Raw genomic sequence first — 23,045 nt, 5'->3', positions numbered from 1 at the left:
CCGCTTCAGGGCCCGCCCGGGCGAGCCCTGAAGCTGTTGCCGGGAACCGATTCCCACCCCGGTTTCCGGCAACAGCTCAGCCGCGGCCGAAAAGCCGCGCCGCCGCTCCCCTGCGCCGCACCGGCAACCGCCCGGCCACTGCGTCCTCCAGCAACGTCCCCACCGTCTCCCGGGCGCAGGCCTTGTTGGCCCCGATCCCGCCCGACGGCCCGCGCTTGATCCACCCCGCCACATACACCCCCGGCAGCCCGGGCACCCGGCCCGCGGCGTTCGGGACGGTTCCCGTCTCCTCGTCGAACGGCAAACCGGGCACCGGCGCACCGCGGAAACCCGCCGCGCGCACCACCCGGCCCGCCACGATCTCGACCTCGCCGTCCGGGCCGGACGCCCGGACTCCGCGAACTTCCGCGTCGCCGGTGAAGGCCAGGGGCGTCGAGTGGAACCGCAGCACGACGCGGCGACGGCCGTCCGGCGGCGGGGCCGACCAGTCGACCTTTTCGCGCAGCACGCCCCGCAGCCATGCCGCCTTCTCCCCCGCCGCCGCGCTGTCGATCGCCGCCGCGATGCGCGGGTCGTGCGCGTCCAGCACCAGGTCGCCGCGGGCCGCCAGCGCCAGGAGCTCCGGTCGCGTGTACGCCGCCGTCTCCGGGCCGCGCCGGGCCAGCAGCACCACCTCGCGCACCTTGCCCGACCGCAGCCGCGTCAGCGCTTCCGGCGCGATCGAGGTACCCGCCAGCGCCGCCGGTTCCGCGGTGAGGATGCGGGCGATGTCCAGGGCGACGTTGCCGGTGCCCACCACGACCACGCGGTCCGCCGAGAGGTCGACGGCGTCCGGCCCGACGTCCGGGTGGCCGTTGTACCAGCCGACGACCGTGGCGGCCGGCAGGCTGCCGGGCAGGTCCTCGCCCGGCACGCCCAGCCGCCGGGGTTGCGTGGCCCCGACCGCGTAGATCACCGCGTCGTGCCGGGCGGCCAAGCCGGGACCCGCCGAAACGCCGAGCCGCAAGCGAAGCCGCGGGTGGTCGTGGAAGCGGGCGAACGTCTCGCCGATCTTCTTCGTCGACGGGTGGTCGGGCGCGACGCCGAAGCGGATCAGGCCGCCGGCCACCGGCAGGCGGTCGACGAGCGTCACGCGGGCGTTGGTGTGCAGCAGCAGGTCTTCCACCGCGTACATGCCCGCCGGCCCGGTGCCGACGACCGCGACGTCCAGGGGCGCGAAGTCGCTCGGGAGGACACGGCCGAACGACGGCGGCGACCACCGGTGGAAGTTCGGCGCGACGGTGGCCTGGGCCAGCACGTCCCGGCCCGCGTAGTACTCCGCGTTGATCTCCTCGTACGCCCGCAGCGGCCCGGTCAGCTCACCGGCCGGGAAGATCGCGTCGACCGGGCAGGCGTCGGCGCAGGCCCCGCAGTCGATGCAGGTGTCCGGGTCGATGTAGAGCAGGTCGGTGCGCCCGAAGTCCGGCTCGTCGGGCGTCGGGTGGATGCAGTTGACCGGGCAGACCGACACGCAGGTCGCGTCGGTGCAGCAGGTCTGGGTGATCGCGAAAGCCATGTCAGATGAGGCTCGCGCGCTTGTAGAACCACAGCGACGGCTTGGTGAGCAGGCCCGCCGAGTGCAGGAACTCCATCAGCCCGGAGCAGCTGGAGCGCAGCATCGACTTGTGGTGCTCGTTCGCCTTCGCCTCGCCCCGTGCCCGCTTGCCGTCCAGCCCGGCGTTCTCGTAGACCTTGCCGTTCACCATGCTCGTGACGATGAAGTACGACGCGATCGCGACGACCAGGCCGTTGATCTGCCGCCGCAGCCAGCCGGCGCCTTCGAGCCGCTCGCGGGTCTCCTCGCGGGCGAACTTCATGTGCCGCGACTCCTCGACGACGTGGATGTTGTTGATCGTGCGCACGAAGGGGACCACGCGCTCGTCGCGCATCCAGTCGCGCTGCATGACGTCGAGGACCTCTTCGGCGACGAGGATCGCCGCGTAGGCGGCTTCCCCGGTCGCGGTGGCCTTGAAGACCCGGCCCAGCTCGACGACGAACCGGCGCGGCCGGTAGGCGGGCGCCCGCAGCTTCGCCGCGCCGCGGGCGAACATGATCGAGTGCCGGCACTCGTCGGCGATCTCGGTCAGCGCCCACTGGAACGCCGGGTCGGCCGGGTCCTTGGCGTAGAAGTCGCGCAGCACCATCTGCTGGAGGATCATTTCGAACCAGATCCCGGTGCTGGCCACCGACGCCGCCTCCTGGCGGGTCAGCTCGCGCTGCTGCTCGGGGGTCATTTCGGCCCAGTAGGAGGTGCCGTAGAGCGTGCTCCACTCCGGACTCGCGCCGTGGTAACCCGTGTCCAGCGGCGTCTCCCAGTCGACCTCCTTGACGGGGTCGTAGGAGAGCTGCTCCGACGAGTCGAGCAGCCGCCGCGCCACGGTCTCCCGGTCCGACACGCCCGATTCGCTGATGCTCGTCACGACCGACCTCCTCAGGTGTTACCGAAGTTCACTGTTACCAACCGTAACACATACCTGCGGCACCCGTCTGCCGGCAATTCAGTGAACGACCGTACACTCACTTCGTGAAAGCAGGGCGCTCCCCCGCGAGGCCGTTCGGCTCCGGGCTGCTCGGGCCGCTGGACCAGAACGCCGACGCGTTGCGCCGGCGCGTCCAGGGGCTGCTCACCGCGGCCCTGATCGCCACCAACGTCATCGGCGCGCTGGTCGTGGTCGGGCTCGCGGCGCTGCTCATGCCGGCGCCGGGCATGTCCGGCGACCTCGTGCGCGTGACCGCCGTCGCGGTACCGGTGTACGTCGTTTCGGCGGTCGTCGCCGGCACGCTGTGGGGCACCCGCGGCGCCCTCCGGACCCTGCGCTGGGCGGCCGACGGGCGCCGCCCGACCGATGCCGAACGCGCCGCGAGCCTGCGTGTCCCGCTGCGGCTCACCCTCGTGCAGGCCGTGCTGTGGCGCATCGCGACGGTGCTCTTCGGCGGGCTCGCGGCGCTCGTGCAGCCGAAGGTCGTGCTCACCGAGTTCCTCGTCGTCGCCTTCGCCGCGGTCGTCGTCTGCGCGATCGCCTACCTCTTCGGCGAGTTCGCCATGCGGCCGTACGCGGCGCTGGCCCTGGCGGACACCCCTTCGCCGCGCCCGGTCAACGGCGGCGTCAACCTGCGGATGCTGCTGTTCTGGTGCCTGGGCACCGGGGTGCCGGTGGCCGGCCTGGTGGTCACCGCGGTGCTGGCCTGGGTGCGCGGCGACGTCTCCACCACGAAGCTCGCCGTGTCGGTGATCGCGCTCGGGCTGGTCGTGCTGTGCTTCGGCCTGCTGGTCACCGTGTTCACCGCCCGCGCGGTGGTGAACCCGATCTCCTCGGTGCGGGACGCGCTGGACCGGGTCGGGGCCGGCGACTTCGCCGCCCGGATCCCGGTGTACGACGGGACCGAACTCGGCCTGCTGCAGGCCGGGTTCAACGGGATGGCGGCGGGGCTGGCCGAACGCGAGCGGATGCGCGACCTGTTCGGCAGGCACGTCGGCCACGAAGTCGCGGTCGAGGCCATGCGCACGTCCACCGGGCTGGGCGGCACGGTCCGCACGGTCTCGGTGCTGTTCGTCGACCTCGTCGGGTCGACGGCGCTGGCCGCGAGCCGCCCGCCGGAGGAGGTCGTCGGCCTGCTCAACCGGTTCTTCACGGTGGTGGTCGACGAGGTCGATCGGCACCACGGCCTGGTCAACAAGTTCGTCGGTGACGCCGCGCTGGCCGTCTTCGGCGCACCGGCCCCGCTGCGCGACCACGCGACCTGCGCGCTGGCCGCCGCCCGCGCGATCGCGCGGCGGCTGGCCGCCGAGGTGCCGGACGGCCCGGCCGGCATCGGCGTGGCGACCGGGGACGCGGTCGCGGGCAACGTCGGCGACCCCCGCCGCTTCGAGTACACGGTGATCGGCGACCCGGTCAACGAAGCCGCCCGGCTCACCGAGCTGGCCAAGAACGCACCCGCCCGCCTCCTCGCTTCGTGGACGGCCGTCGAGTCCGCGGCCGCGGACGAAGCGGCGTGGTGGACGGCGACCGAGGACGTCACCCTGCGCGGACGCACCCGGCCGACGACGCTCGCCTCGCCTCGGCTCCCCGCCACGGGCGAGAACGGCTGAGCACCCGCGAACCGGCCGCGGGACACGTGCCCCGACCGGTCAGCGTCGTGGGTCGATGTGGACCTTCGGCCCCGGGCCGCCGATGCGCTCCCCGGCGAGCACCGCGCCGACCTGCTCGAGGCCCACGGTCGCCGCGACCAGCGGCCGGGGATCGACGGCTCCGCTCGCGTACGCGGCGATCGTCTCGGCCAGTCCCGGGGAGGCGGACAGGACCCCGACCGCCGTGACGTCCTTGAGCACCAGCGCGCGCGTGTCGACAACGCTGGGCCGGCCGGACAGTCCGATGTAGACGACGCGGCCCGCCGGCTCCACGAGGTCCACGGCGAGCGCGGGCGAACCGGGAGCGCCGGTGGCGTCGACGACCGCGTCGAAGGGCAGATCAGGGAGCGTGGCGCGGGTCCAGACGTGCGCGAACCCGAGACCGCGGGCGAAAGCGCCGTCGTCCACGCCCATGAGGTGGACTTCCGCGCCCGCCGCCCGCAGGAACAGGGCCGTCAGCAGCCCGATCGTCCCCGGTCCGAGGATGAGTGACCGATCGCCGGCGCCGACGCCGGCCGCGCGGGCCGCGCGCAGCGCGTTGCCGCCCGGTTCGACCAGGGCGCCCAGCACGGCGTCGACCTCGTCGGGCAACGGGTGCAACGACCAGGCGGGCACGGCAAGCCGTTCGGCCAGCGCCCCCGCCCGCCCGCCGCGGATCCCGACCTCCTGCCGGTTCTCGCAGGCGTGCTGGTGGCCCCGGCGGCAGCGGCGGCACGACCGGTCGCCGAGCATGGTGTCGCCCATGACCCGCCGCCCGAGCCAGGCGGGGTCGACGCCGTCGCCGACGGCGGAGACCGTGCCCGCCCACTCGTGGCCCAGCCGCATCGGGTACGCGGCGTGCCCTTGGTGCAGGTAGGCCATTTCGCCGGTGAAGAACTCGACGTCGGTGCCGCACACCCCGGCCCGCTCGACATCGACGACGACCTCGCCCGCGGCGGCCCGCGGCACGGGGACCTCCCGCACCGAACCCTCCCGCGGCCCGGTGAGCACGAAGGCCCGCATCGACGAAGACATGGCCGCATCCTCGCATCCCCGCGCCCGCGGCAGATTACCGAACACTTGCTATTTTTTTGACACCTGTCCATTATCACGGGGTGCCGGACGACTGGACGATCGAAGCACCCGCCAAGGACCGGCGGGTGCGCCGGTCGCGGGCCGCGCTCATGCGGGCCGCCGTCGAGCTCGTCGGCGCCCGGGACACGGCGGCCGTCCCCGTCTCCGACATCGCCGGGGCGGCGGACGTCAGCCGCCAGGTGCTCTACCAGCAGTTCGGTGACCGCGACGCGCTGGTCCTGGAGGCCGCCCTCGACCTCGTCCGGCGGGAACTGCTGGACGACCTGCCCGACGACGCGACCCCGGACGGCGAGCGGGCCTCGATGCTCGCGCTGGCCCGGCACTTCGCCGCGCACCGGCGGTTCTACCGGGCCCTGCTGACCGGCTCGTCCGCGTTCGCCCTCAACAAGGCGCTGACCGGCCTGTTCCTGCCGCTCAACCGGCTGCACGTCGCCCGGCTGCTCGGCCGCCGGCTCGGCACGCAGGGCGTCGAGGACCTCGCCGCCTTCCTGACCGGCGGCGCCGCCGCGCTCGTCAACACGTGGGTCATCGAGGGGCCGGAGCCGCTCGACCCCGAAGAGTTCACCGGCCGGTTGATGCGGATCCGCACGGTCGTGTCGACGATGATCACGAAGGAGCCCCGGTGAACCCGATCAGCCCTCTCCTCGAGCGGTTGCTGAAGCTGCCCACCCCCGCCACGCGGAACCTCCTCGTCCAGCGGGACCTGCGCGTCCCCATGCCCGACGGCGTCGAGCTGCTCGCCGACCGGTGGGCCCCCCGCACGGGCGGCGAGCGGCTCCCCACCGCGTTGCTGCGCAGTCCCTACGGCCGCAACGGCGTGTTCGGGACGCTCCTGGCGCGTCCACTGGCCGAGCGCGGCTTCCAGGTGCTGATCCAGAGCACCCGCGGCGGCTTCGGCTCCGGCGGCGTCTTCGATCCCCTGCGCCAAGAGCGCGAAGACGGCCTCGCGACGCTGGACTGGCTGGTGCGGCAGCCGTGGTCCGGCGACGCGATCGTGCTCGTCGGCGCCAGCTACCTGGGTTACGTGCAGTGGGCGGTGGCCGACCGCCTGCCGCCGCAGGTCAAGGCGATGATCCCCCAGGTCACCGAGTCCGGGCTGACGCTGGAATTCCTGCGCGAGGACGGTCTTTCCCTGGAGACGCCGTTCGGGTGGGGCGTCCAGGTCGCGGTCCAGGAGCGCCGGTTCGCGCTGTTCCGGCAACGCGCGCAGGCGAAGAAGCTGGAGCAGGCGCTGAACACGCGGCCGCTCGCCCAGGCCGACGTCGTCGCCATCGGCCACCGCTCCGACTACATCCAGGACGTCCTCACCCGCCCGGAGCACCACCCCGGCTGGGCCGCGGCCGACCACCGGCACCGCGTCGCGGACGTCACCGTTCCGGTCAGCTCGGTCGCCGGCTGGTACGACATCTTCCTGCCCGGCCAGCTGCGCGACTTCCGCACGTTGCAGGAGGCGGGACGGCGGCCGCGGCTCACGGTCGGGCCGTGGACCCACGCCGGCCGTCCGGACCTGCTCGCCGGGACGGGCCAGACGCTGCGGGAAACCCTCGAGTTCGGGCTCGCGCACGCCCGCGGCGAGGAACCGCCGGAGCGGGCGCCGGTCCGGCTGTTCGTCATGGGCGAGGAAGCCTGGCGCGACTTCGCTTCGTGGCCGCCGGAAGGCTATGCGCCGCAACGGTTCCACCTGCAGGGCGGCGGGGCACTGGCCCCGGAGCCGCCCGGGGAGTCCGCCCCCGCCCGGTACCGCTACGACCCGGCGGATCCGACCCCCGCGGCCGGCGGCGTGCGCATGGCCCCCGACGCGGGCCGGGTGGACAACGCGAAGCTCGAAGCCCGCGCCGACGTCCTCACCTACACCACCGCCGTGCTCGGCGACGACGTCGAAGTGATCGGGGACGTGAGCGCGGAGATCTGGTTCCGTTCCGGCCTGCGGTTCGCCGACGTCTTCGTCCGGCTCTGCGACGTCGGCCCGGACGGCCGTTCGGTCAACGTCTGCGACGGCCTCACCAGCCTGCGCGACGCGGATCAACTGGCCGCCGTCCCGGTGCGGCTGTGGCCGACGGCGCACCGGTTCCGGCGCGGGCACCGCATCCGGGTCCAGGTTTCCAGCGGCGCTTTCCCGCGCTACGCCCGCAATCCCGGCACCGGCGAACCCCACGCCACCGCGGTGACGCTGCGCGCCGCGGACCAGGAGGTCCACCACGACCCGGCCCACGCGTCGGCGATCGTGCTTCCCGTGCGTGATTTTCGGCAATAGCCTCGACCGCGCGAAAAAACGGCAGAACGGCTTGAAAAAGAATTCCCGGCGACGCGCCGGAAATCGTGTAACACGCCCGGGGGCCCCGCGACTAACGCGGTGTTTCGACCCGCCCTCCGGGAGGCATCGTGGACGTCCAGACGGACCGGCAATCCGAGCAGCAGGAAGCCGCGGCCGGGCGCGCCGCCGAGCGCACCGGGGAACGGCAGGCCAAGATCGCGCTGCTGCGCACGCCCGGCGGGATCGCCGAGGCCGACGAGCCGAGCCGGGTGGCGACCCGGATCGACCGGCTCGGCCGCTACTACCCCGACGTCCGGCCGGTGAGCCCGGCGGCGATCGCGGCCGGGGACCCGGCGGCGATGACGGCCGCCGGCGCGATCCTCGAACGCATCGTTTCGACCGATGACCTGCTCGGCGTGGGGTACCTCGAAGGCGGCGTCACGGCTTCGGCCGCCGTCGGCCGGGTGAACATCCGGAACGACCAGGGCCGGCTCGTCGGCTACGGCACCGGATCGCTGGTGTCGGCGGAGCTGCTGCTCACCAACCACCACGTACTGCCGGACGCCGCCACCGCGGGGTTCAGCGTCATCGAATTCGACTACCAGGACGGCATCGACGGCCTCCCCCGGCCGGTGCGGGCCTTCGCGCTCGACCCGGACCGCTTCTTCGTCGCGGACCACGCCCTCGATTTCGCGCTCGTCGCCGTGAAAGCGACCGCGGACGAACTGCGGCCCTTCGGTTACAACCGGCTGATCGGCAGCGAGGGCAAAGCGATCGTCGGCGACTTCGTCACCATCGTGCAGCACCCCGGGGGCGGCAAGAAACAGGTCGCGCTGCGGGAAAACCGGGTCGTCGACGTCCTGGAGGAGTTCCTGCACTACGAAACCGACACCGAACCCGGCTCGTCCGGCTCGCCGGTGTTCAACGACCAGTGGGAGGTCGTGGCGCTGCACCACGCCAGTGTCCCGGCGGAGGGCCGCGCGGAGTACGGCGGTTTCCTCAACGAGGGCATCCGGGTCAGCAAGCTGCTGAAGTTCCTGCGGGGCCGGCCGTTCCCGCCGACGCAGCAGGCCCTGCTCGACGGGCTGTCCGTCCGGCCCGAACGCGCGCGGCCGGTCACCGGCGGCGCGCCGCAGGTGCTCACGCTCTCGATGCCGTTCGACATCCGGCTGCGCGCCGAACCGGCCACCGGGCGGATCGACCCCGACTACTCGAACCGCGAAGGCTATGACCCGGCCTTCCTGCCCGGGCACACCGTGCCGCTGCCCGGGCTGCCCGACGCGCTCGTCCCGCTGGCGGCGATCAACCGGCAGGCCACCGGCGAGCCGCGGTACGTGCTGCCGTACCACCACTTCAGCGTCGTGATGCACCGGCAGCGGCGCCTGGCGATGTTCACGGCGGTCAACATCGACGGGCGCACCAGCCGGTCGCTCCACCGTGAAGCCGACCACTGGTCGCTCGACCCGCGGGTCGCCGCGACCGAGCAGATCGGCGAGGAGATCTACCGGGACAACCCCCTCGACCGCGGGCACCTGGTCCGCCGCCTCGATCCGGCGTGGGGCGCGACGGAGCCGATTGCCCGGCTGGGCAACGACGACACGTTCCACTTCACGAACTGTTCGCCGCAGCACAAGGATTTCAACCAGAACAAGACGACGTGGGCCGGGCTCGAGGACTACGTGCTGAACAACGCGGACAACTTCGACCTGAAGGTCAGCGTGGTGACCGGCCCGGTACTGGCCGCCGACGACGACCACTACCGCGGCGTGCAGCTGCCGCGCCAGTTCTGGAAGGTCGTGGCGATGGTGAAGGCCCGCGGGACGCTGTCGGCGACGGCGTACCTGCTGAGCCAGGAGGAGCTCATCAGGGGCCTGGAGGCGGCCGGCGAATTCGATTACGGCGCCTACCGCACGTACCAGGTGCCGGTCCGCCGGATCGCCGAGCTGACGGGCCTGTCGTTCGGCGACCTCCCGGGTGCCGACCCCCTCGCCGTCCTGGAATCGACGAGCGCGGTGCAGGAGATCCGGACGGCGGCGGACCTGGTGCTCTGAAGACGTTCCGCTAGGTGGTTCGTCCACTGAGGACTTCGAAGGCGTGGCGGCGGTGCTCGGCGAAGAGCGCGAGCGCCGTCTCCCCGTCACGGGCCCGCAGGGCCGCCGCGAGCTCCCGGTGCTCCGCGGGGATGCCCGCGAGGTAGCCGTCGGTGGCGACGCCGATCCGGGTCAGCAGGAACAGGTGCACCTGCGAGCGGATCGCCTGCCACGCCTCGCGCAGCCGCCGGTGCCCGGCGGCCCCGTAGACCGCGTCGTGGAACTCGAGGTCGCAGCGGACCATTTCGTGCTCGCCGGCCGCGCGTTCCATCCGCCGCACCACGGCGTCGATCGCGGTCAGGGCCTCCGCCGAAGCGCGGGCCACCACCAGCCCGACGGCCAGGTGGTCGAGGGCCGCCCGCAGGCTGTCGAGCTCGGCGACGTCCTCGCCGGACAGTGCCGTCACCGTGGTGCCGCGGTGCCACTCGCTGCGGACCAGGCCCTCGCGCTCCAGCCTGAGCAGCGCCTCCCGCACCGGTCCGCGGCTGACGCCGAGTGCCTCCGCCAGCTCGACTTCGCGCAGCTGGCCGCCGGGGGCGTAGACGCCGTCGAAGATCGCGTCGCGGATCCGGTCGGCGACTTCCTCGGCCAGCCCCCGGCGACGGGCGGGAGCCGGCCCACTCGGACTACTCATGTCCTAATGTTAACATCTGGACAAGACCTTCGCGAAGGGAGTCACCATGACCGTCCTCGACTCGCCCATCCCCCGCTTCCACCTGGCGATGCCGGTGGACGACCTGGCCGCCGCCCGCCGCTTCTACGGCGAAGTCCTCGGCCTCGCGCAGGGCCGCAGCGCGCCGACGTGGATCGACTGGAACCTGCACGGCCACCAGTTCGTGACGCACCTGGCCCCGGCCGGCCCGAAGCGGATCCACAACCCGGTCGACGGCCACGACGTGCCGGTGCCGCACTTCGGCCTGATCCTCACCGTTCCGCAGTTCCAGGCCCTCGCCGACCGGCTGCGCGCGGCGGGCACGGAGTTCGTGATCGAGCCGTACGTCCGGTTCGAGGGCCAGACCGGCGAGCAGTGGACGATGTTCCTGCTCGACCCGGCGGGCAACGCGCTGGAGTTCAAGGCCTTCGCCGACGACGCCCAGGTCTTCGCGGCCTGATCCGGCCCGGCGAGGGAGCTCGCCCCCTTTCGGCCGGGACACGCCCTTTGAGCCGGCTTCCCCGGGACCACTCGATCGGGTCACCTGGCGACGGACCGCACCGATCCCGCTCACTTTGGGTACCCAGGGGTGACCGAGCGTGCCGAACCCGGGAGACGTCATGGAACCAGCCGACGACGAGCCGCCGGACTCCGTGCTGCTCGCCGCCCTGCGGGGCGGTGATCTCGATGCGGCAGGCCGGCTCTTCCGGCGGCACGCCGAGCCGCTGTGGCGGACCGCCGGGGCCTGGGCCCGGCAGCCCGCCGAGCGGGACGATCTCGTCGCCGAGACGTTCGCCCGGGTGCTCGCGGTGGTCCGCGCGGGTGGCGGGCCGCACGGGGACCTGCGGCCCTACCTCGTCGTGACCATGCGCAACCTGGTGTCCCGGTGGAGCAGGCAGCGCAGCCGGGTCGAGCTTCGCGCCACGATCCCGGAGGCGGTCGCCGGCGGCGGCGGGGCCGACGAGCTCGCCCTGCGCCGGTCGAACGCCCACCTGGTGTGGTCGGCCTACTGCACCCTGCCCGGCCGGTGGCGGACGGTGCTGTGGCGGACCGAGGCCGAGGGCGGCACGCCGACGGAGGTGGCGCCTTCGCTCGGGTTGTCGCCCAACAGTGTCGCGGCGCTGGCGATGCGGGCGCGGGAAGGGCTGCGGCAGGCCTACCTGCAGGTCCAGGTGCCCGAGGCGGCCGAGCCGACCTGCCGCGAACCCCGGCGGCGGATGGGTGCCTGGGTCCGGGGTGCCCTGTCGCCGCGCCGGGCGAACGCCGTCGCCGAGCATGTCGCCGGCTGCCCCGCCTGCCGGCTGGTCGTGCGCGGCCTGGACGAGGCGAACCGCGAACTGCCCGGCTCGGCGGTGCGGCTCACCGGCTGAGCCGGGGACCGGGGAAACCCGCGGGGTCGCCGAAGAGCAGAGCGGTCCCGTGGGCGCGCTTGAAGTACAGGTGGGCGTCGTGCTCCCAGGTGATCGCGATGCCGCCGTGGAGCTGGATCATCTCCGCCGCCGCGTGGGCGAACGCCTCGCCGCACACCACTTTCGCGGTCGCGACGGCTTCGGGGTCGCCGTCGACCAACGCCGCGTACAGCGCCGAACGCGCCGCCTCGACGTGGACGTGCACGTCGGCCATCCGGTGCTTCAGCGCCTGGAACGACCCGATCGGGCGACCGAACTGACGGCGTTGCTTCGTGTACTCGACCGTCAGCTCCAGCGCCCGCGCGGCCGCCCCCACCTGCTCGGCCGCGACGGCGACCACCGCCGTGTCGCGCAGCTGCCGCAGCTGTTCGGTGAACCCCCCGATGTCGAGCCGCCGGGCCGGCGTCGAAGCGCACTCGACGACCGCGAGGCGCCGGCCCGGGTCCAGGCTCGTGACGCGGTGCCGGCGGACGCCCTCGACCGGAACTTCGAACAGGCCGGCGCCGTCCTCCGTGCGGGCCACGGCGAGAACGACGTCGGCGAGATCGCCGTCCAGGACGTAGTGGGCGCGGCCGTCGAGCTTGCTACGTCCCCACGCCGTCAGCGCCGGCGTCCACCGGCCGTCCGCGCCGGACCAGGCCAGCGCCGCCAGGGTCGTTCCCGCGGCGATCCCCGGCAGCAGCCGCTCGCAGGCTTCCTCGTTCCCGGTGCGCAGCAGAGCCTCACCGCACAGCACGGCCGAGCCCAGCATCGGCGCCGGTGTGAGCGTCCGGCCGAGTTCCGCCAGCACGACGCACGCCTCGGCGAGACCGGCACCCGCGCCGCCGTACTGTTCCGGGATCGCCAGGGCGGCGACGCCGATCTGCTCGCACAGCGTCGACCACAGCTTGTCGTCGTAGCCCAGCGGTGACTCCACCGCGGCCCGCACCGCCGCCGGGCCCGACCGCCGGGACAGCAACGAACGCACCGCGTCCCGCAGCGCCCGGGCCTGCTCGGTGTCCAGCGGATCCGTCATCGCAGGACCCGCGCCCGGTGGAACGAACCGGTACCCCAGGCCCCGGCCAGAGCGCGCACCTTCGTCAGCCGGAGCCCCAGGTCGTGTTCGGCGGTGTAGCCGATGGCGCCGTGCACCTGAAGCGCGATCCGCGCGGCCGAGTACGCGGCGTCACCGGCCATGACCTTCGCCGCCGAAACATCACGGGCGAAGGTTTCACCGGCGACCGCCGCACCGTAGAGGAGCGGCCGGGCGAGCTCGAGCTGCGTGACGACGTCGGCCAGCAGGTGCTTGATCGCCTGGTATTCGCCGATGGCCCGGCCGTACTGACGGCGCTGCGTCGCATACGCCACCGAGGTGTCCAGCAGCCACTGCCCCGCGCCGAGGAGCTGGGCGGCCACGGCCAGGACACCGCGGTCGAACGCGGCCGGGGCCGCGAGGGGACGCGTCGGGCCGGTCACCCGGAACAGCCGCCGCGCCGGGTCGACCGACCGGACGAACTCGAGCCCGGGCTCGGTGACCTCCCCGCCGGTCAGGTCGAGGACCACGCCGGCCACGTCGGCGTCCAGGGCCAGGGGCACCTCGGGGGGCGCGACGACCGTGGCGAGGAGGTCGCCTCGGGCGAGCGCGGTGAGCCGCTCGCCGGTGAGCACCGAGGGAGCGACGACGGCCGTCTCCACCAGCGGTCCGGGCACGGCGTGGTAGCCGAGCGCTTCGAAGGCGACCACCACGTCGACCGGCGAAGCGGCGAGCCCGCCGTGGTCCTCGTCGACCAGCAGCGCGGGGACACCGAGTTCGGCGAGGCCGCGCCAGAGCTTCAGGCCGCGGTCGTGCTCCCCGGCCGCCCAGGCCCGCGCGACCGCCGCGGTGTCCGCGCCGGCGAGGAAGTCGTGCAGCGAGGCCGAGAACTGGCGCTGTTCCGGGGAAAGCTGGAACCTCATCGGCGCTCCCTCGGCAGTTTCAGCAGCCGCTCGGCGATGGTGTTGCGCTGGATCTGGTCGGTGCCGCCGTAGATCGGGCCGGCGAGGGAGAACAGGTACCCGTCCACCCAGCCGCGGTCGGTCTCCGCCGCCGGGCCGAGCACGTCCAGCGCCGTCTCGTGCAACGCGACGTCCAGGTGCGACCAGAACAGCTTGTTCACACTGGACTCCGGGCCCAGCTCGCCCCCGTCGGCCAGGCGGCTCACCGTGCCGTACGTGTAGAGCTGGTAGGCCCGGGCGCCGATCCACGCATCCGCGACACGGTCCCGAGTGGACAGTGGCGCCCCGTGCTCGCGCCACAGCTCCACCAGCCGGCCGGCCGCGGCGAGGAACCGGCCCGGGCTGCGCAGCGACAGGCCACGCTCGTTGTTGGCCGTGGTCATCGCGACCCGCCAACCCTGGCCCACCTCCCCGATCACGTCCTCGTCGGGGACGAACACGTCGTCGAAGAAGATCTCCGCGAACCCGGGCTCGCCGTCCAGTTGCGCGACCGGCCGCACCGTGACGCCGTCGGCGCGCAGATCGGCCATGAAATAGGTCAGCCCGTGGTGCCGCTGCGCGTCCGGGTCGGTGCGGAACAGCCCGAAGGCCCGGTCGGCGAAGGCCGCTCGCGAACTCCACGTCTTCTGCCCCGACAGCAGCCAGCCGCCGTCGGTGCGCACCGCCGTGCTGCGCAACGCGGCGATGTCGCTGCCCGCCTCGGGTTCCGACCACGCCTGCGCCCACACCTGCTCACCGCGGGCCATCGGCGGGAGGATCCGGTCGCGCTGCTCCGGCGTGCCGTGGGCGAACAAGGTGGGGGCGAGCATGAAGATGCCGTTCTGGCTCACCCGGCCCGGCGCGCCCGCCGCGTAGTACTCCTCTTCGAACAGCAGCCACTGCACCATCGACGCGTCGCGGCCGTGGTACTCGCGCGGCCACGACACGACCGACCACCGGGCCTGTGCCAGCTCGGCTTCCCATTCGCGGTGCGCCGCGAACCCCTCCGCGGTGTCCATCGACGGCAACACCCGCACGTGCCCGGCCAGCCACTCCCGTGCTTCGTCGCGGAACGCGGCCGATGCCTCGTCGACGTCGAGGTCCATCAGGCCCCCTGGCCCGCGTCGCGCATCGACCGCGCGGACTGCCCGCCGAGCGAATCTTCCGACGTCTCCGCGTTGTGGGCGTGCGCCAGGTGGTGCAGGCCGAACACGGAGTCCATTCCGGACCGCATGCCCATCAGGTCCTCGGCCTGGTTGACCGCCTTCTTCGCCAGCGCGAGCCCGAACGGCGGCATCCCGGCGATCTTCTCCGCCAGCTCCAGCGTGTGCTGCTCCAGCTCGGCGCGCGGCACGATCCGGTTGATCATGCCCCACTCCTTGGCCTGCTGGACGGTGAACCGCTCGCCGGTGAACAACACTTCCTTCGCCGCCCGCGGACCCAGCACCCACGGGTGCGCGAAGTACTCGACCCCGGGAATCCCCATCCGCACCACCGGATCGGCGAAGAACGCGTCATCGGACGCCACGATCAGGTCGCACACCCAGGCCAGCATCAACCCGCCCGCGATGCACGCGCCCTGCACGCTCGCGATCACCGGCTTCGGGATCTCCCGCCACCGGCGGCACATCCCCAGGTACACCTCCGACTCGCGAGCGAACCGCCGGTCACCGCCGTCGCGGCCGGTGTGGTCCCACCACATCACCGCGCGCCGGTCGAAGCTGACGTCCGCGTCCCGGCCCGGGCTGCCGATGTCGTGCCCCGCCGAGAAGTGCTTGCCCGCCCCGGCCAGCACGATCACCTTGACCTCGGGGTCGTTCACGGCCTGGGCGAAGGCGTCGTCGAGGGCGTAGGTCATCGCGGAGTTCTGGGCGTTGCGGTAGTCCGGCCGGTTCATCGTGACCACCGCGACCGGTCCGCGCCGCTCGACGAGGACCACCGGTTCACTCATGCGTTCTCCTCGGTCAGCAGCCGCTTCAGCACCTTGCCGGAAGCGTTGCGGGGCAGCTCGTCCAGGAATTCGACGAACCGCGGGGTCTTGTAGTTGGCGAGCCGCTCGCGGCAGAAGGCCAGGACCGTCTCCTCCGTCAGCCCGGCGCCGACGACGAACGCCTTGCCGACCTCGCCGAGCCGCTCGTCCGGGACGCCGACCACGGCGACGTCGCGGACGCCGGCCAGCTCGGTCAGGGCGTGTTCGACCTCGGCCGGGTAGACGTTGAAGCCGCCGCAGATGTACATGTCCTTGAGCCGGCCGGTGATGGTGAGGTTCCCGGCGGCGTCGAGCTCGCCGACGTCGCCGGTGTGCAGCCAGTCCTGCTCGTCGACGGCTTTCGCGGTGGCCTCCGGGTCGTCGAGGTACCCGAGCATCACGTTCGGCCCGCGCACCACGATCTCGCCCGGCGCACCCTGGATCGCCACCTCGAAGCCCGCGGTCGCCCGGCCGGACGTCCTCGCGACGAGTTCCGCGGTGTCGCCGGGCCGGCACATCGTCACCACCACGGCTTCGGTGAGGCCGTAGGCGGTGAGGACGGTTTCGAACCCGAGTTCGGCCCGCATCCGGCGCACGAGCGAGGCGGGGACGGTGGCCGCCCCGGTGACGGCGAGCCGCAACGAGGACAGGTCGCCCTTGCGCGGCTCGTGCAGGAGGGACTGGAAGATCGTCGGCGCGCCCGGCAGCACGGAGATCCGCTCCCGCTCGATGACCTCCAGCGCCGCGCGCGCGTCGAACACCGCCTGCGGGACGATCGTCGCGCCGGTCAGCAGGCCCACCAGGATCCCGGCCTTGTAGCCGAAGCTGTGGAAGAACGGGTTGATCACCAGGTACCGGTCGTCGGCGGTGACCCGGCCGCAGTCCGCCCACGCCGCGGCGACGTCGATCGCCTGGCGGTGGGCCGACAGCACCCCCTTCGAGCGGCCGCTGGTGCCGGAGGTGAACAGGATGTCGCTCACGTCGTCCGGTCCGACGGCGTCCGCCCGTGCCTCGGCCTCGGCTTCGGTGACCCGCTCGGCCGAGGCCAGGAACTCGTCCCAGCCCACCGTGCCTTCGACCGGCCGGTGCGGCTCCTGCAGGGCCACCCGGACGACGGTGCGGAGGTCCGGCAGCGCCGCGCCGGTCTCCCGGATCGCGGCGTGGCGGTCGGCGCCGAGGAAGTCGGCGGCCACGACGAGGGCCTTGGCCCGGCCGCGGACGAGCAGGTCCACCGTCTCGGTGGCCGTGAAGCGGGTGTTGACCGGGATCAGGGTCGCCCCCGCGTAGAGCGCCCCCAGCGCCGTCAAGACCCAGTGGTGGGTGTTGGGCAGGGCGATCGCGACCCGGTCGCCCGCCTGGACGCCGCCCGCGGCGAACGCACGGGCCACCGTCCGAACACGTTCCAGAAGCCGGTCGTAGCCGAGCCGCACGCGGTCGTCGACCAGGGCCTCCGCGGAGCCGAACTTCGCGGCGGCATCGCGAACGACGGCCGGGATCGTGGTCTGTCCCACCACACCCTCCTCTGGACCGACAAAGTAGAACGTGTTCTCATTACCCTAGGTGCCGGACCGGCCCGGCAGCAAGGAGGCGTGCGTGGAACCGACGCGATTCCGCCGCGAGGTCGCGGGCTGGCTCGCGGACAACCTGACCGGCGAGTTCGCGCGGCTGCGCGGCCTGGGCGGGCCGGGACGCGAGCACGAGGAGTTCGACCTGCGGCTGACCTGGGAGCGGCACCTGGCCGCGGCGGGCTGGACCTGCGTCGGCTGGCCGGCCGAGTTCGGCGGCCGCGGCCTGTCCCTGGCCGAGCAGGTCGCCTTCCACGAGGAATACGCGGCCTCGGGCGCCCCGGCCCGCGTCAACCACATCGGCGAACAGCTGCTCGGCCCGACCCTGATCGCCTTCGGCACGCCCGAGCAGCAACGGCGGTTCCTGCCGAAGATCCTCGCTGTCGAAGAACTCTGGTGCCAGGGCTACTCCGAACCCGGAGCCGGCTCCGACCTCGCCGCCGTCTCGACGACCGCGGTCCTGCGCGACGGCGCATGGGTGCTCAACGGTCAGAAGATCTGGACGTCACTGGCGCACGTGGCCGACTGGTGCTTCGTCGTCGCCCGCACCGAGCCCGGCTCCCGGCGCCACCACGGCCTGTCCTACCTGTTGGTGCCGCTGCGCCGGGACGGCGTCACGATCCGGCCGATCCAGCAGCTCACCGGCACTTCCGAGTTCAACGAGGTCTTCTTCGACGACGCCCGCACGGACGCGAGCCTGGTCGTCGGCGAGCCCGGCGACGGCTGGCGGATCGCGCTGGCCACCCTCGGGTTCGAACGCGGCGTCTCGACGCTGGGCCAGCAGATCGGCTTCCGCCGCGAGCTCGACGACATCGTCGCCGAAGCCCAGCGCACCGGCACCTACGACGACCCGCTGCTGCGCGCCGACCTCGCCCGCGCCCGGATCGGGCTCCGGGTGCTGCGCGCGCACGCCCTGCGCACCCTCGGACAGGCCGCCGGGCCCGAGGTCGCCGTCGGCAAGCTGCTGTGGGCGCAGTGGCACCGCGGGCTCGGCGAGCTGGCCGTCCGCGCCCGGGGCGCGCGCTCCCTCACCACCGGCGGTGGCGAGCTGGACGAGTGGCAGCGGCTGTTCCTGTTCACCCGCGCCGACACCATCTACGGCGGCTCCGACGAAATCGAGCGGAACATCATCGCCGAGCGCGTGCTCGGCCTGCCCAGGGAGGCCCGCCCGTGATCCCCCAGACCGTGCTCCCCCACTACGTACCCGGCCACGACCTGCTCTCCGGAAAGGTCGTCGTCGTCACCGCGGCGGCCGGCACCGGGATCGGCTCGGCCGTCGCCCGACGCTGCCTCGAAGAAGGCGCGAGCGTGGTCGTCAGCGACTGGCACGAGCGGCGGCTGGCGGAGAAGGCCGCCGAGCTGGCCGAGCTGGGCAAGGTCCACGCCATCCCCTGCGACGTCACGCGGGAAGACCAGGTCCAGGCGCTCGTCGACGGCGCCGCCGAGCACTTCGGACGCCTCGACGTGCTGGTCAACAACGCCGGGCTCGGCGGCACGAAGTCGGTCTTGGACATGACCGACGACGAGTGGTCGCGGGTCCTCGACATCACGCTGACCGGGACTTTCCGCTGCACCCGCGCGGCCCTGCGCCGGTTCGTGGCGCAGGGTGGCGGCGGGGCGATCGTCAACAACGCGTCGGTGATCGGCTGGCGCGCCCAAGCCGGCCAGGCCCACTACGCCGCGGCCAAGGCCGGGGTGATGGCGCTGACGCGCTGCTCGGCCCTCGACGCCGCCGAGCACGGCGTCCGCGTCAACGCCGTCGCGCCGAGCCTGGCCATGCACCCCTTCCTGGCCAAGGTGACCAGCGACGAACTCCTGGACGACCTCACCAAGCGGGAAGCGTTCGGCCGGGCCGCGCAGCCGTGGGAGGTCGCCAACGTCGTGGTCTTCCTCGCCAGTGGCTACGCGAGTTACCTCACCGGCGAAGTCGTCTCCGTCAGCAGCCAGCACCCCTAGGAGCTCCCGTGCCCGAAGCCTTCCTCCTCGACGCGGTCCGCACCCCGGTGGGGCGGCGCGGCGGCGCGCTGTCCGGGTGGCACTCCGCCGATCTCGGCGCGCACGTCATCAAGGCGGTCGTCGAGCGCGCCGGCGTCGACCCGGACTGCGTCGACGACGTCATCTTCGGCTGCACGGACACGCTCGGCCCGCAGGCCGGCAACATCGCGCGCACCGCGTGGCTGGCGGCCGGGTTCGGCGACCACGTGCCGGGGGTGACCGTCGACCGGCAGTGCGGGTCGAGCCAGCAGGCCGTGCACTTCGCCGCCCAAGCGGTCATGTCGGGGACGCAGGACCTGGTGCTGGCCGGGGGCGTGCAGAACATGAGCCGCATCCCGATCAGCGCGGCGATGCTGGCCGGGCGCGAGTACGGCTTCGACGACCCGTTCTCCGGCTCGAAGGGCTGGCAGGAGCGCTACGGCAGTGTCGAGGTTTCGCAGTTCCGCAGCGCGGACATGATCGCCGAGCACTGGGACATCAGCCGCGCGGCCATGGAGGAGTACGCGCTGCGCAGCCACCAGCGGGCGTCCGCGGCCGTCGACGAAGGCACCTTCGACGCGGAAATCGTTCCGGTCGAGCAGTTCCGGCACGACGAGGGGCCGCGCCGGGACACCAGCCTGGAGCGGATGCGCGGCCTGAAGCCGCTGAGCGAAGGTTCCCGGCTGACGGCCGCGGTGGCCAGCCAGATCTCCGACGGCGCGAGCGCGGCGCTGCTGGCGTCGGAGGCGTTCGTGCAGGAGCACGGCCTGACGCCGCGAGCCCGCATCCACCACCTGTCGGTGCGGGCGGCGGACCCGGTGTGGATGCTGACCGGCCCGATCCCGGCCACGGCGCACGCGCTGCGGCGCGCCGGGCTGGCGATCGAGGACATCGACCTGTTCGAGGTCAACGAAGCGTTCGCCAGCGTGGTGCTGGCCTGGCTGGACGAAACCGGCGCGGACCCCGGCCGGGTCAACGTGAACGGGGGCGGAATCGCCCTCGGTCACCCGATCGGGGCCACCGGCACCAAGCTGCTGGCGACGCTCCTGCACGAGCTGGAGCGCCGCGGCGGCCGCTACGGCCTGCAGACGATGTGCGAAGGCGGCGGCACCGCCAACGTCACCATCATCGAACGGCTCTGATCAGCCCAGTGCGCGCAGCTTCGGCAGCACGTCCTCGGAGAACTGGGTCAGGAACCGTTCCTGGTCGTGACCGGGGCCGTGGAACACGAGGTGGTTGAGCCCGGCGTCCAGGTAGGGCTTGATCTGGGCGATAGCCTCGTCCGGGTCCGACGCCACGATCCACCGCTTGGCGACCTGCTCGATCGGCAGCTCGTCGGCCAGCCGTTCCATCTCCTCGGCCGAGGAGACGCTGTGCTTCTGCTCCGGCGTCAGCGACAGCGGGGCCCAGAACCGGGTGTTCTCCAGCGCCTTCTCGTGGTCGCGGTCGTAGGACATCTTGATCTCGATCATCCGGTCGACGCCCTCGGGGGCGCGCTCGGCCGCCTTCGCGCCCTCGACGACCGCCGGCATCAGCTTCTCGGTGTAGAGGTCCATGCCCTTGCCCGAGGTGCAGATGAACCCGTCACCGGACCGGCCCGCGTACTTGGCCACGACCGGGCCGCCCGCGGCGATGTAGACCGGGACCGGCTGCTCCGGCCGGTCGTAGATGTTGGCGTTGACCAGCGTGTAGTAGTCGCCTTCGAAGGACACGCTCTCGCCGGCCCACAGCTCGCGCATCAGCTTGATCGACTCGCGCAGCCGGGCGAAGCGCTCCTTGAACTCCGGCCATTCGCGGCCCGAGACGGCGATCTCGTTCAGCGCCTCGCCGGTCCCCACGCCGAGGATCACGCGGCCGTTCGACAGCAGCGACATCGTGGCGAACGCCTGCGCGATCACCGCCGGGTTGTACCGGAACGTCGGGGTCAGCACGCTCGTGCCGATCTGCACCCGGCTGGTCCGCTCGGCCACCGCCGGCATCCACGCCAACGCCCACGGCGCGTGCCCGCCTTCGTGCCGCCAGGGCAGGAAGTGGTCGGACACCCAGACCGAGTCGAGGCCGGCCTCTTCGGCGCGCACGGCGTACTCGACCAGGTCCCGCGGCCCGAACTGCTCCGCCGATGCCTTGTAACCGACCTTCAACGCCACGCTCATCCTCCCGTTTCCCGGCCGAGTCGCCGCAGGATCTCACCTGCCTCGGCCACTGCGCCCTCGACGATCTGCGCCACCGTGGGCAGGTCGTGGATCATGCCCACCACCTGTCCCGACGCTAGCACTCCCGCGTCCGTCCGGCCTTCGACCAGTCCCGCCCGCAACAACATGGGGGTGTTGGCCGCCATGACCAGCTGGCTCCACGTCAGATCGTTGCCGTGCTTCATCGCGAAGCCTTCTCGCACCATCGCAACCGGGGACAGGCCGGTGATATTCCGGAAGCGCAGCGCGTTGCGCGCGGCCTGCGCCAGGCCGCGGACGCGGCCGGTGCGTTCGAGCTTCTCGACGAGGTCGGTGCGCAGCACGCGGTGCGGCAGGCCGTCGACGCGCCGGGTGACGACCGTCCCGGTGAGGCCCTGCTCGAGGTAGAGCCGCTTGACGTCGTCGGGGACCGTGCTCTCCTTGCTCAGCAGGAAGCGGGTGCCCATCGCGACCCCCGCCGCGCCGTACGCCAGCGCGGCGGCGAGGCCGCGGCCGTCGAAGAAGCCGCCGGCGGCGACCACCGGGATGCCGACCGTGTCGAGCACCGAGGGCAGCAGCAGGGTGGTGGCGACGCCGCCGGTGTGCCCGCCGCCTTCGCCGCCCTGGACGATGACGGCGTCCGCGCCCCAGGCGGCGACCTTCTCGGCGTGCCGGGCGGCGCCGACCGACGGGATCACGACGATGCCGTGGTCGCGCAGCTTCGCGATCATCTCCTTCCGCGGCGCGAGCGCGAAGGACGCGACTTTGACGCCCTCGCGGATCAGCAGGTCGACGCGCTCGCCGGCGTCACCCGCGTCCGCGCGGAGATTCACGCCGAACGGCTTCTCCGTTCGCTTCTTGACCTCGGCGATCGCCGCTTCCAGCTCGGGGTAGGTCATCGTGGCGGACGCCAGGATGCCGAGGGCCCCGGCTTCGGCGGTCGCCGAGACCAGCCGCGGGCCGGCGACCCAGCCCATCCCGGTCTGCACGATCGGGTGCTCGACCCCCACCAGCCGGGTGAGTGCGGTCTTCACGCCGGGACTTCCTTGTCACGCAGGCTCTTCGGATCCAGTACTTCGCGGATGAGCCGCAGTTCCTCCGCCGTCGGCTCCCGGCTGGTTCCGGCCCCGGAGAAGTCGATTTCGAACGTCGTCGCCGCCACGACCTCGTCGCGGGTGACGCCGGGGTGCACCGACACCGCCCGCATCGAGTGATCGGGGGTGGCGAAGTCGAACACGCCCAGGTTGGTGACGACCCGGTGCACGTCGTGGTACTTCTCCGCCGACGGGCCCGCCTTCGCCGCGTTGTCGTAGCCCACGCCCGAAACGACGTCGACGCTGTCCACGAAGATCCGCGTGCCGTGCCGGGGGACCCAGTAGCTGGTGCGGTGGTTGACGGTGTTGCCCGGGGCCCCGCGGACGCCGAGCAGCTGCTTCTTGGGGCGGGCGTGGTCGCCGATGGCGGAGATGTTCTGGTTGCCGAACCGGTCGATCTGGTTCGCGCCCATCACCACGTGCCGTCGTCCGTGCGGGACGATCGTGTCCAGCATCTTGCGGAACGGCTGCCAGCCCTCGACCACGCCGTCCGGCGTGACCAGATACGCCTCGCCGTCGGACATGAGCAGGTCCGGTTCGAACGTCAGCCGGGCGAGTTTCGCGCCCAGCTGCGGGATGAGGCCCATCGGGCTGGCGACGATCTCGCCGTCGCCGCGGAACAGCTCGGCCACCGCCACCACGGCGATTTCGGCCCGGGTCGCACTCATGCGC

21 protein-coding genes are annotated in these 23,045 nt (G+C 72.7%); 9 read left to right on the top strand and 12 right to left on the bottom strand.

The window, feature by feature from the left end; translation table 11 throughout:
* Positions 1-76: 76 nt before the first annotated feature.
* Complete coding sequence (locus AB0M80_RS28160; RefSeq protein ID WP_364570974.1) at positions 77-1,555, bottom strand: FAD-dependent oxidoreductase; 1,479 nt, start codon at positions 1,553-1,555, stop codon at positions 77-79.
* Position 1,556: 1 nt separating this feature from the next.
* The gene (locus AB0M80_RS28155; RefSeq protein ID WP_364570973.1) at positions 1,557-2,459 is read right to left on the bottom strand and encodes a diiron oxygenase; all 903 of its coding nucleotides are present in this window, start codon (positions 2,457-2,459) and stop codon (positions 1,557-1,559) included.
* 104 nt (positions 2,460-2,563) lie between these two features.
* On the opposite strand from AB0M80_RS28155, the gene AB0M80_RS28150 reads away from it, so the two are divergent.
* The gene (locus tag AB0M80_RS28150; protein ID WP_364570972.1) at positions 2,564-4,129 is read left to right on the top strand and encodes an adenylate/guanylate cyclase domain-containing protein; all 1,566 of its coding nucleotides are present in this window, start codon (positions 2,564-2,566) and stop codon (positions 4,127-4,129) included.
* 39 nt (positions 4,130-4,168) lie between these two features.
* Here the strand turns inward: AB0M80_RS28150 and AB0M80_RS28145 are convergent, their stop codons facing one another.
* A complete protein-coding gene (locus AB0M80_RS28145; protein ID WP_364570970.1) occupies positions 4,169-5,182 on the bottom strand; it encodes an alcohol dehydrogenase catalytic domain-containing protein in 1,014 nt (337 codons plus the stop codon).
* A gap of 80 nt (positions 5,183-5,262) precedes the next feature.
* Between AB0M80_RS28145 and AB0M80_RS28140 the strand changes: the two genes are divergently transcribed.
* From AB0M80_RS28140 to AB0M80_RS28130, 3 genes are all read left to right on the top strand, one after another.
* Positions 5,263-5,868, top strand: coding sequence for a helix-turn-helix domain-containing protein (locus AB0M80_RS28140; RefSeq protein WP_364570968.1), 606 nt, complete (start codon positions 5,263-5,265; stop codon positions 5,866-5,868).
* On the top strand, positions 5,865-7,496 hold the full coding sequence (locus AB0M80_RS28135) for a CocE/NonD family hydrolase (RefSeq protein ID WP_364570966.1): 1,632 nt from the start codon (positions 5,865-5,867) through the stop codon (positions 7,494-7,496). The genes AB0M80_RS28140 and AB0M80_RS28135 overlap by 4 nt, the downstream gene beginning before the upstream one ends.
* Positions 7,497-7,624: 128 nt before the next feature.
* Positions 7,625-9,547: a DNA/RNA non-specific endonuclease gene (locus AB0M80_RS28130; protein WP_364570964.1), complete on the top strand. Its 1,923-nt coding sequence runs from the start codon at positions 7,625-7,627 to the stop codon at positions 9,545-9,547.
* 10 nt (positions 9,548-9,557) lie between these two features.
* On the opposite strand, the gene AB0M80_RS28125 is transcribed toward AB0M80_RS28130, so the two are convergent.
* Positions 9,558-10,220, bottom strand: coding sequence for a GntR family transcriptional regulator (locus AB0M80_RS28125; protein WP_364570962.1), 663 nt, complete (start codon positions 10,218-10,220; stop codon positions 9,558-9,560).
* Positions 10,221-10,266: 46 nt separating this feature from the next.
* Between AB0M80_RS28125 and AB0M80_RS28120 the strand changes: the two genes are divergently transcribed.
* Entirely contained in the window at positions 10,267-10,698 is a 432-nt protein-coding gene (locus AB0M80_RS28120; RefSeq protein WP_364570960.1) for a VOC family protein, read from the top strand.
* A gap of 160 nt (positions 10,699-10,858) precedes the next feature.
* A complete protein-coding gene (locus tag AB0M80_RS28115; RefSeq protein ID WP_364570958.1) occupies positions 10,859-11,608 on the top strand; it encodes a sigma-70 family RNA polymerase sigma factor in 750 nt (249 codons plus the stop codon).
* Here AB0M80_RS28115 and AB0M80_RS28110 read toward each other — a convergent pair.
* Genes AB0M80_RS28110 through AB0M80_RS28090 form a run of 5 tightly spaced genes read right to left on the bottom strand, consistent with a single transcriptional unit; the run spans position 11,598 to position 17,080 of the window.
* Positions 11,598-12,662: an acyl-CoA dehydrogenase family protein gene (locus tag AB0M80_RS28110; RefSeq protein WP_364570956.1), complete on the bottom strand. Its 1,065-nt coding sequence runs from the start codon at positions 12,660-12,662 to the stop codon at positions 11,598-11,600. The two genes, AB0M80_RS28115 and AB0M80_RS28110, sit on opposite strands and share 11 nt — an antisense overlap.
* A complete protein-coding gene (locus AB0M80_RS28105; protein ID WP_364570955.1) occupies positions 12,659-13,582 on the bottom strand; it encodes an acyl-CoA dehydrogenase family protein in 924 nt (307 codons plus the stop codon). The genes AB0M80_RS28110 and AB0M80_RS28105 overlap by 4 nt, the downstream gene beginning before the upstream one ends.
* Positions 13,579-14,706, bottom strand: coding sequence for an acyl-CoA dehydrogenase family protein (locus AB0M80_RS28100; RefSeq protein WP_364570953.1), 1,128 nt, complete (start codon positions 14,704-14,706; stop codon positions 13,579-13,581). Before AB0M80_RS28100 ends, AB0M80_RS28105 begins: the two co-directional genes overlap by 4 nt.
* Positions 14,706-15,551 (bottom strand): enoyl-CoA hydratase, encoded by an 846-nt coding sequence (locus tag AB0M80_RS28095; protein WP_364570951.1) that lies wholly within the window; start codon positions 15,549-15,551, stop codon positions 14,706-14,708. Before AB0M80_RS28095 ends, AB0M80_RS28100 begins: the two co-directional genes overlap by 1 nt.
* A complete protein-coding gene (locus AB0M80_RS28090; protein WP_364570950.1) occupies positions 15,548-17,080 on the bottom strand; it encodes a FadD3 family acyl-CoA ligase in 1,533 nt (510 codons plus the stop codon). Before AB0M80_RS28090 ends, AB0M80_RS28095 begins: the two co-directional genes overlap by 4 nt.
* Positions 17,081-17,162: 82 nt before the next feature.
* Between AB0M80_RS28090 and AB0M80_RS28085 the strand changes: the two genes are divergently transcribed.
* Genes AB0M80_RS28085 through AB0M80_RS28075 form a run of 3 tightly spaced genes read left to right on the top strand, consistent with a single transcriptional unit; the run spans position 17,163 to position 20,250 of the window.
* Complete coding sequence (locus AB0M80_RS28085; RefSeq protein ID WP_364570948.1) at positions 17,163-18,308, top strand: acyl-CoA dehydrogenase family protein; 1,146 nt, start codon at positions 17,163-17,165, stop codon at positions 18,306-18,308.
* Between the two features lie 11 nt (positions 18,309-18,319).
* Positions 18,320-19,090 carry an SDR family oxidoreductase gene (locus tag AB0M80_RS28080; protein ID WP_364571186.1) on the top strand — a complete coding sequence of 257 codons (771 nt, stop codon included), beginning with the start codon at positions 18,320-18,322 and terminating at the stop codon, positions 19,088-19,090.
* Positions 19,091-19,098: 8 nt separating this feature from the next.
* A complete protein-coding gene (locus tag AB0M80_RS28075; RefSeq protein WP_364570946.1) occupies positions 19,099-20,250 on the top strand; it encodes an acetyl-CoA C-acetyltransferase in 1,152 nt (383 codons plus the stop codon).
* Here the strand turns inward: AB0M80_RS28075 and fgd are convergent, their stop codons facing one another.
* The 3 genes from fgd to AB0M80_RS28060 are packed head-to-tail and all read right to left on the bottom strand — an operon-like array spanning position 20,251 to position 23,041.
* A complete protein-coding gene (gene fgd / locus AB0M80_RS28070) occupies positions 20,251-21,255 on the bottom strand; it encodes a glucose-6-phosphate dehydrogenase (coenzyme-F420) (protein WP_364570945.1) in 1,005 nt (334 codons plus the stop codon).
* A 2-nt stretch (positions 21,256-21,257) separates the two neighbouring features.
* Positions 21,258-22,313 (bottom strand): nitronate monooxygenase, encoded by a 1,056-nt coding sequence (locus tag AB0M80_RS28065; RefSeq protein WP_364570943.1) that lies wholly within the window; start codon positions 22,311-22,313, stop codon positions 21,258-21,260.
* A complete protein-coding gene (locus AB0M80_RS28060; RefSeq protein WP_364570941.1) occupies positions 22,310-23,041 on the bottom strand; it encodes a CoA-transferase in 732 nt (243 codons plus the stop codon). Before AB0M80_RS28060 ends, AB0M80_RS28065 begins: the two co-directional genes overlap by 4 nt.
* Between the last annotated feature and the right edge of the window lie 4 nt (positions 23,042-23,045).

It is taken from the genome of Amycolatopsis sp. NPDC051045 (genome assembly GCF_040682955.1).
GTDB lineage: Bacteria > Actinomycetota > Actinomycetes > Mycobacteriales > Pseudonocardiaceae > Amycolatopsis.
Note: the sequence above shows the minus strand (reverse complement) of the source record. Positions and strands in the feature narration are given on the sequence as shown.

Excerpts from the sequence above, each read along its gene's own strand:
- AB0M80_RS28160 (WP_364570974.1), bottom strand. The coding sequence starts at position 1,555 with ATGGCTTTCGCGATCACCCAGACCTGCTGCACCGACGCGACCTGCGTG.
- AB0M80_RS28145 (WP_364570970.1), bottom strand. The coding sequence starts at position 5,182 with ATGTCTTCGTCGATGCGGGCCTTCGTGCTCACCGGGCCGCGGGAGGGT.
- AB0M80_RS28125 (WP_364570962.1), bottom strand. The coding sequence starts at position 10,220 with ATGAGTAGTCCGAGTGGGCCGGCTCCCGCCCGTCGCCGGGGGCTGGCC.
- AB0M80_RS28120 (WP_364570960.1), top strand. The coding sequence starts at position 10,267 with ATGACCGTCCTCGACTCGCCCATCCCCCGCTTCCACCTGGCGATGCCG.
- AB0M80_RS28115 (WP_364570958.1), top strand. The coding sequence starts at position 10,859 with ATGGAACCAGCCGACGACGAGCCGCCGGACTCCGTGCTGCTCGCCGCC.
- AB0M80_RS28110 (WP_364570956.1), bottom strand. The coding sequence starts at position 12,662 with ATGACGGATCCGCTGGACACCGAGCAGGCCCGGGCGCTGCGGGACGCG.
- AB0M80_RS28105 (WP_364570955.1), bottom strand. The coding sequence starts at position 13,582 with ATGAGGTTCCAGCTTTCCCCGGAACAGCGCCAGTTCTCGGCCTCGCTG.
- AB0M80_RS28100 (WP_364570953.1), bottom strand. The coding sequence starts at position 14,706 with ATGGACCTCGACGTCGACGAGGCATCGGCCGCGTTCCGCGACGAAGCA.
- AB0M80_RS28095 (WP_364570951.1), bottom strand. The coding sequence starts at position 15,551 with ATGAGTGAACCGGTGGTCCTCGTCGAGCGGCGCGGACCGGTCGCGGTG.
- AB0M80_RS28060 (WP_364570941.1), bottom strand. The coding sequence starts at position 23,041 with ATGAGTGCGACCCGGGCCGAAATCGCCGTGGTGGCGGTGGCCGAGCTG.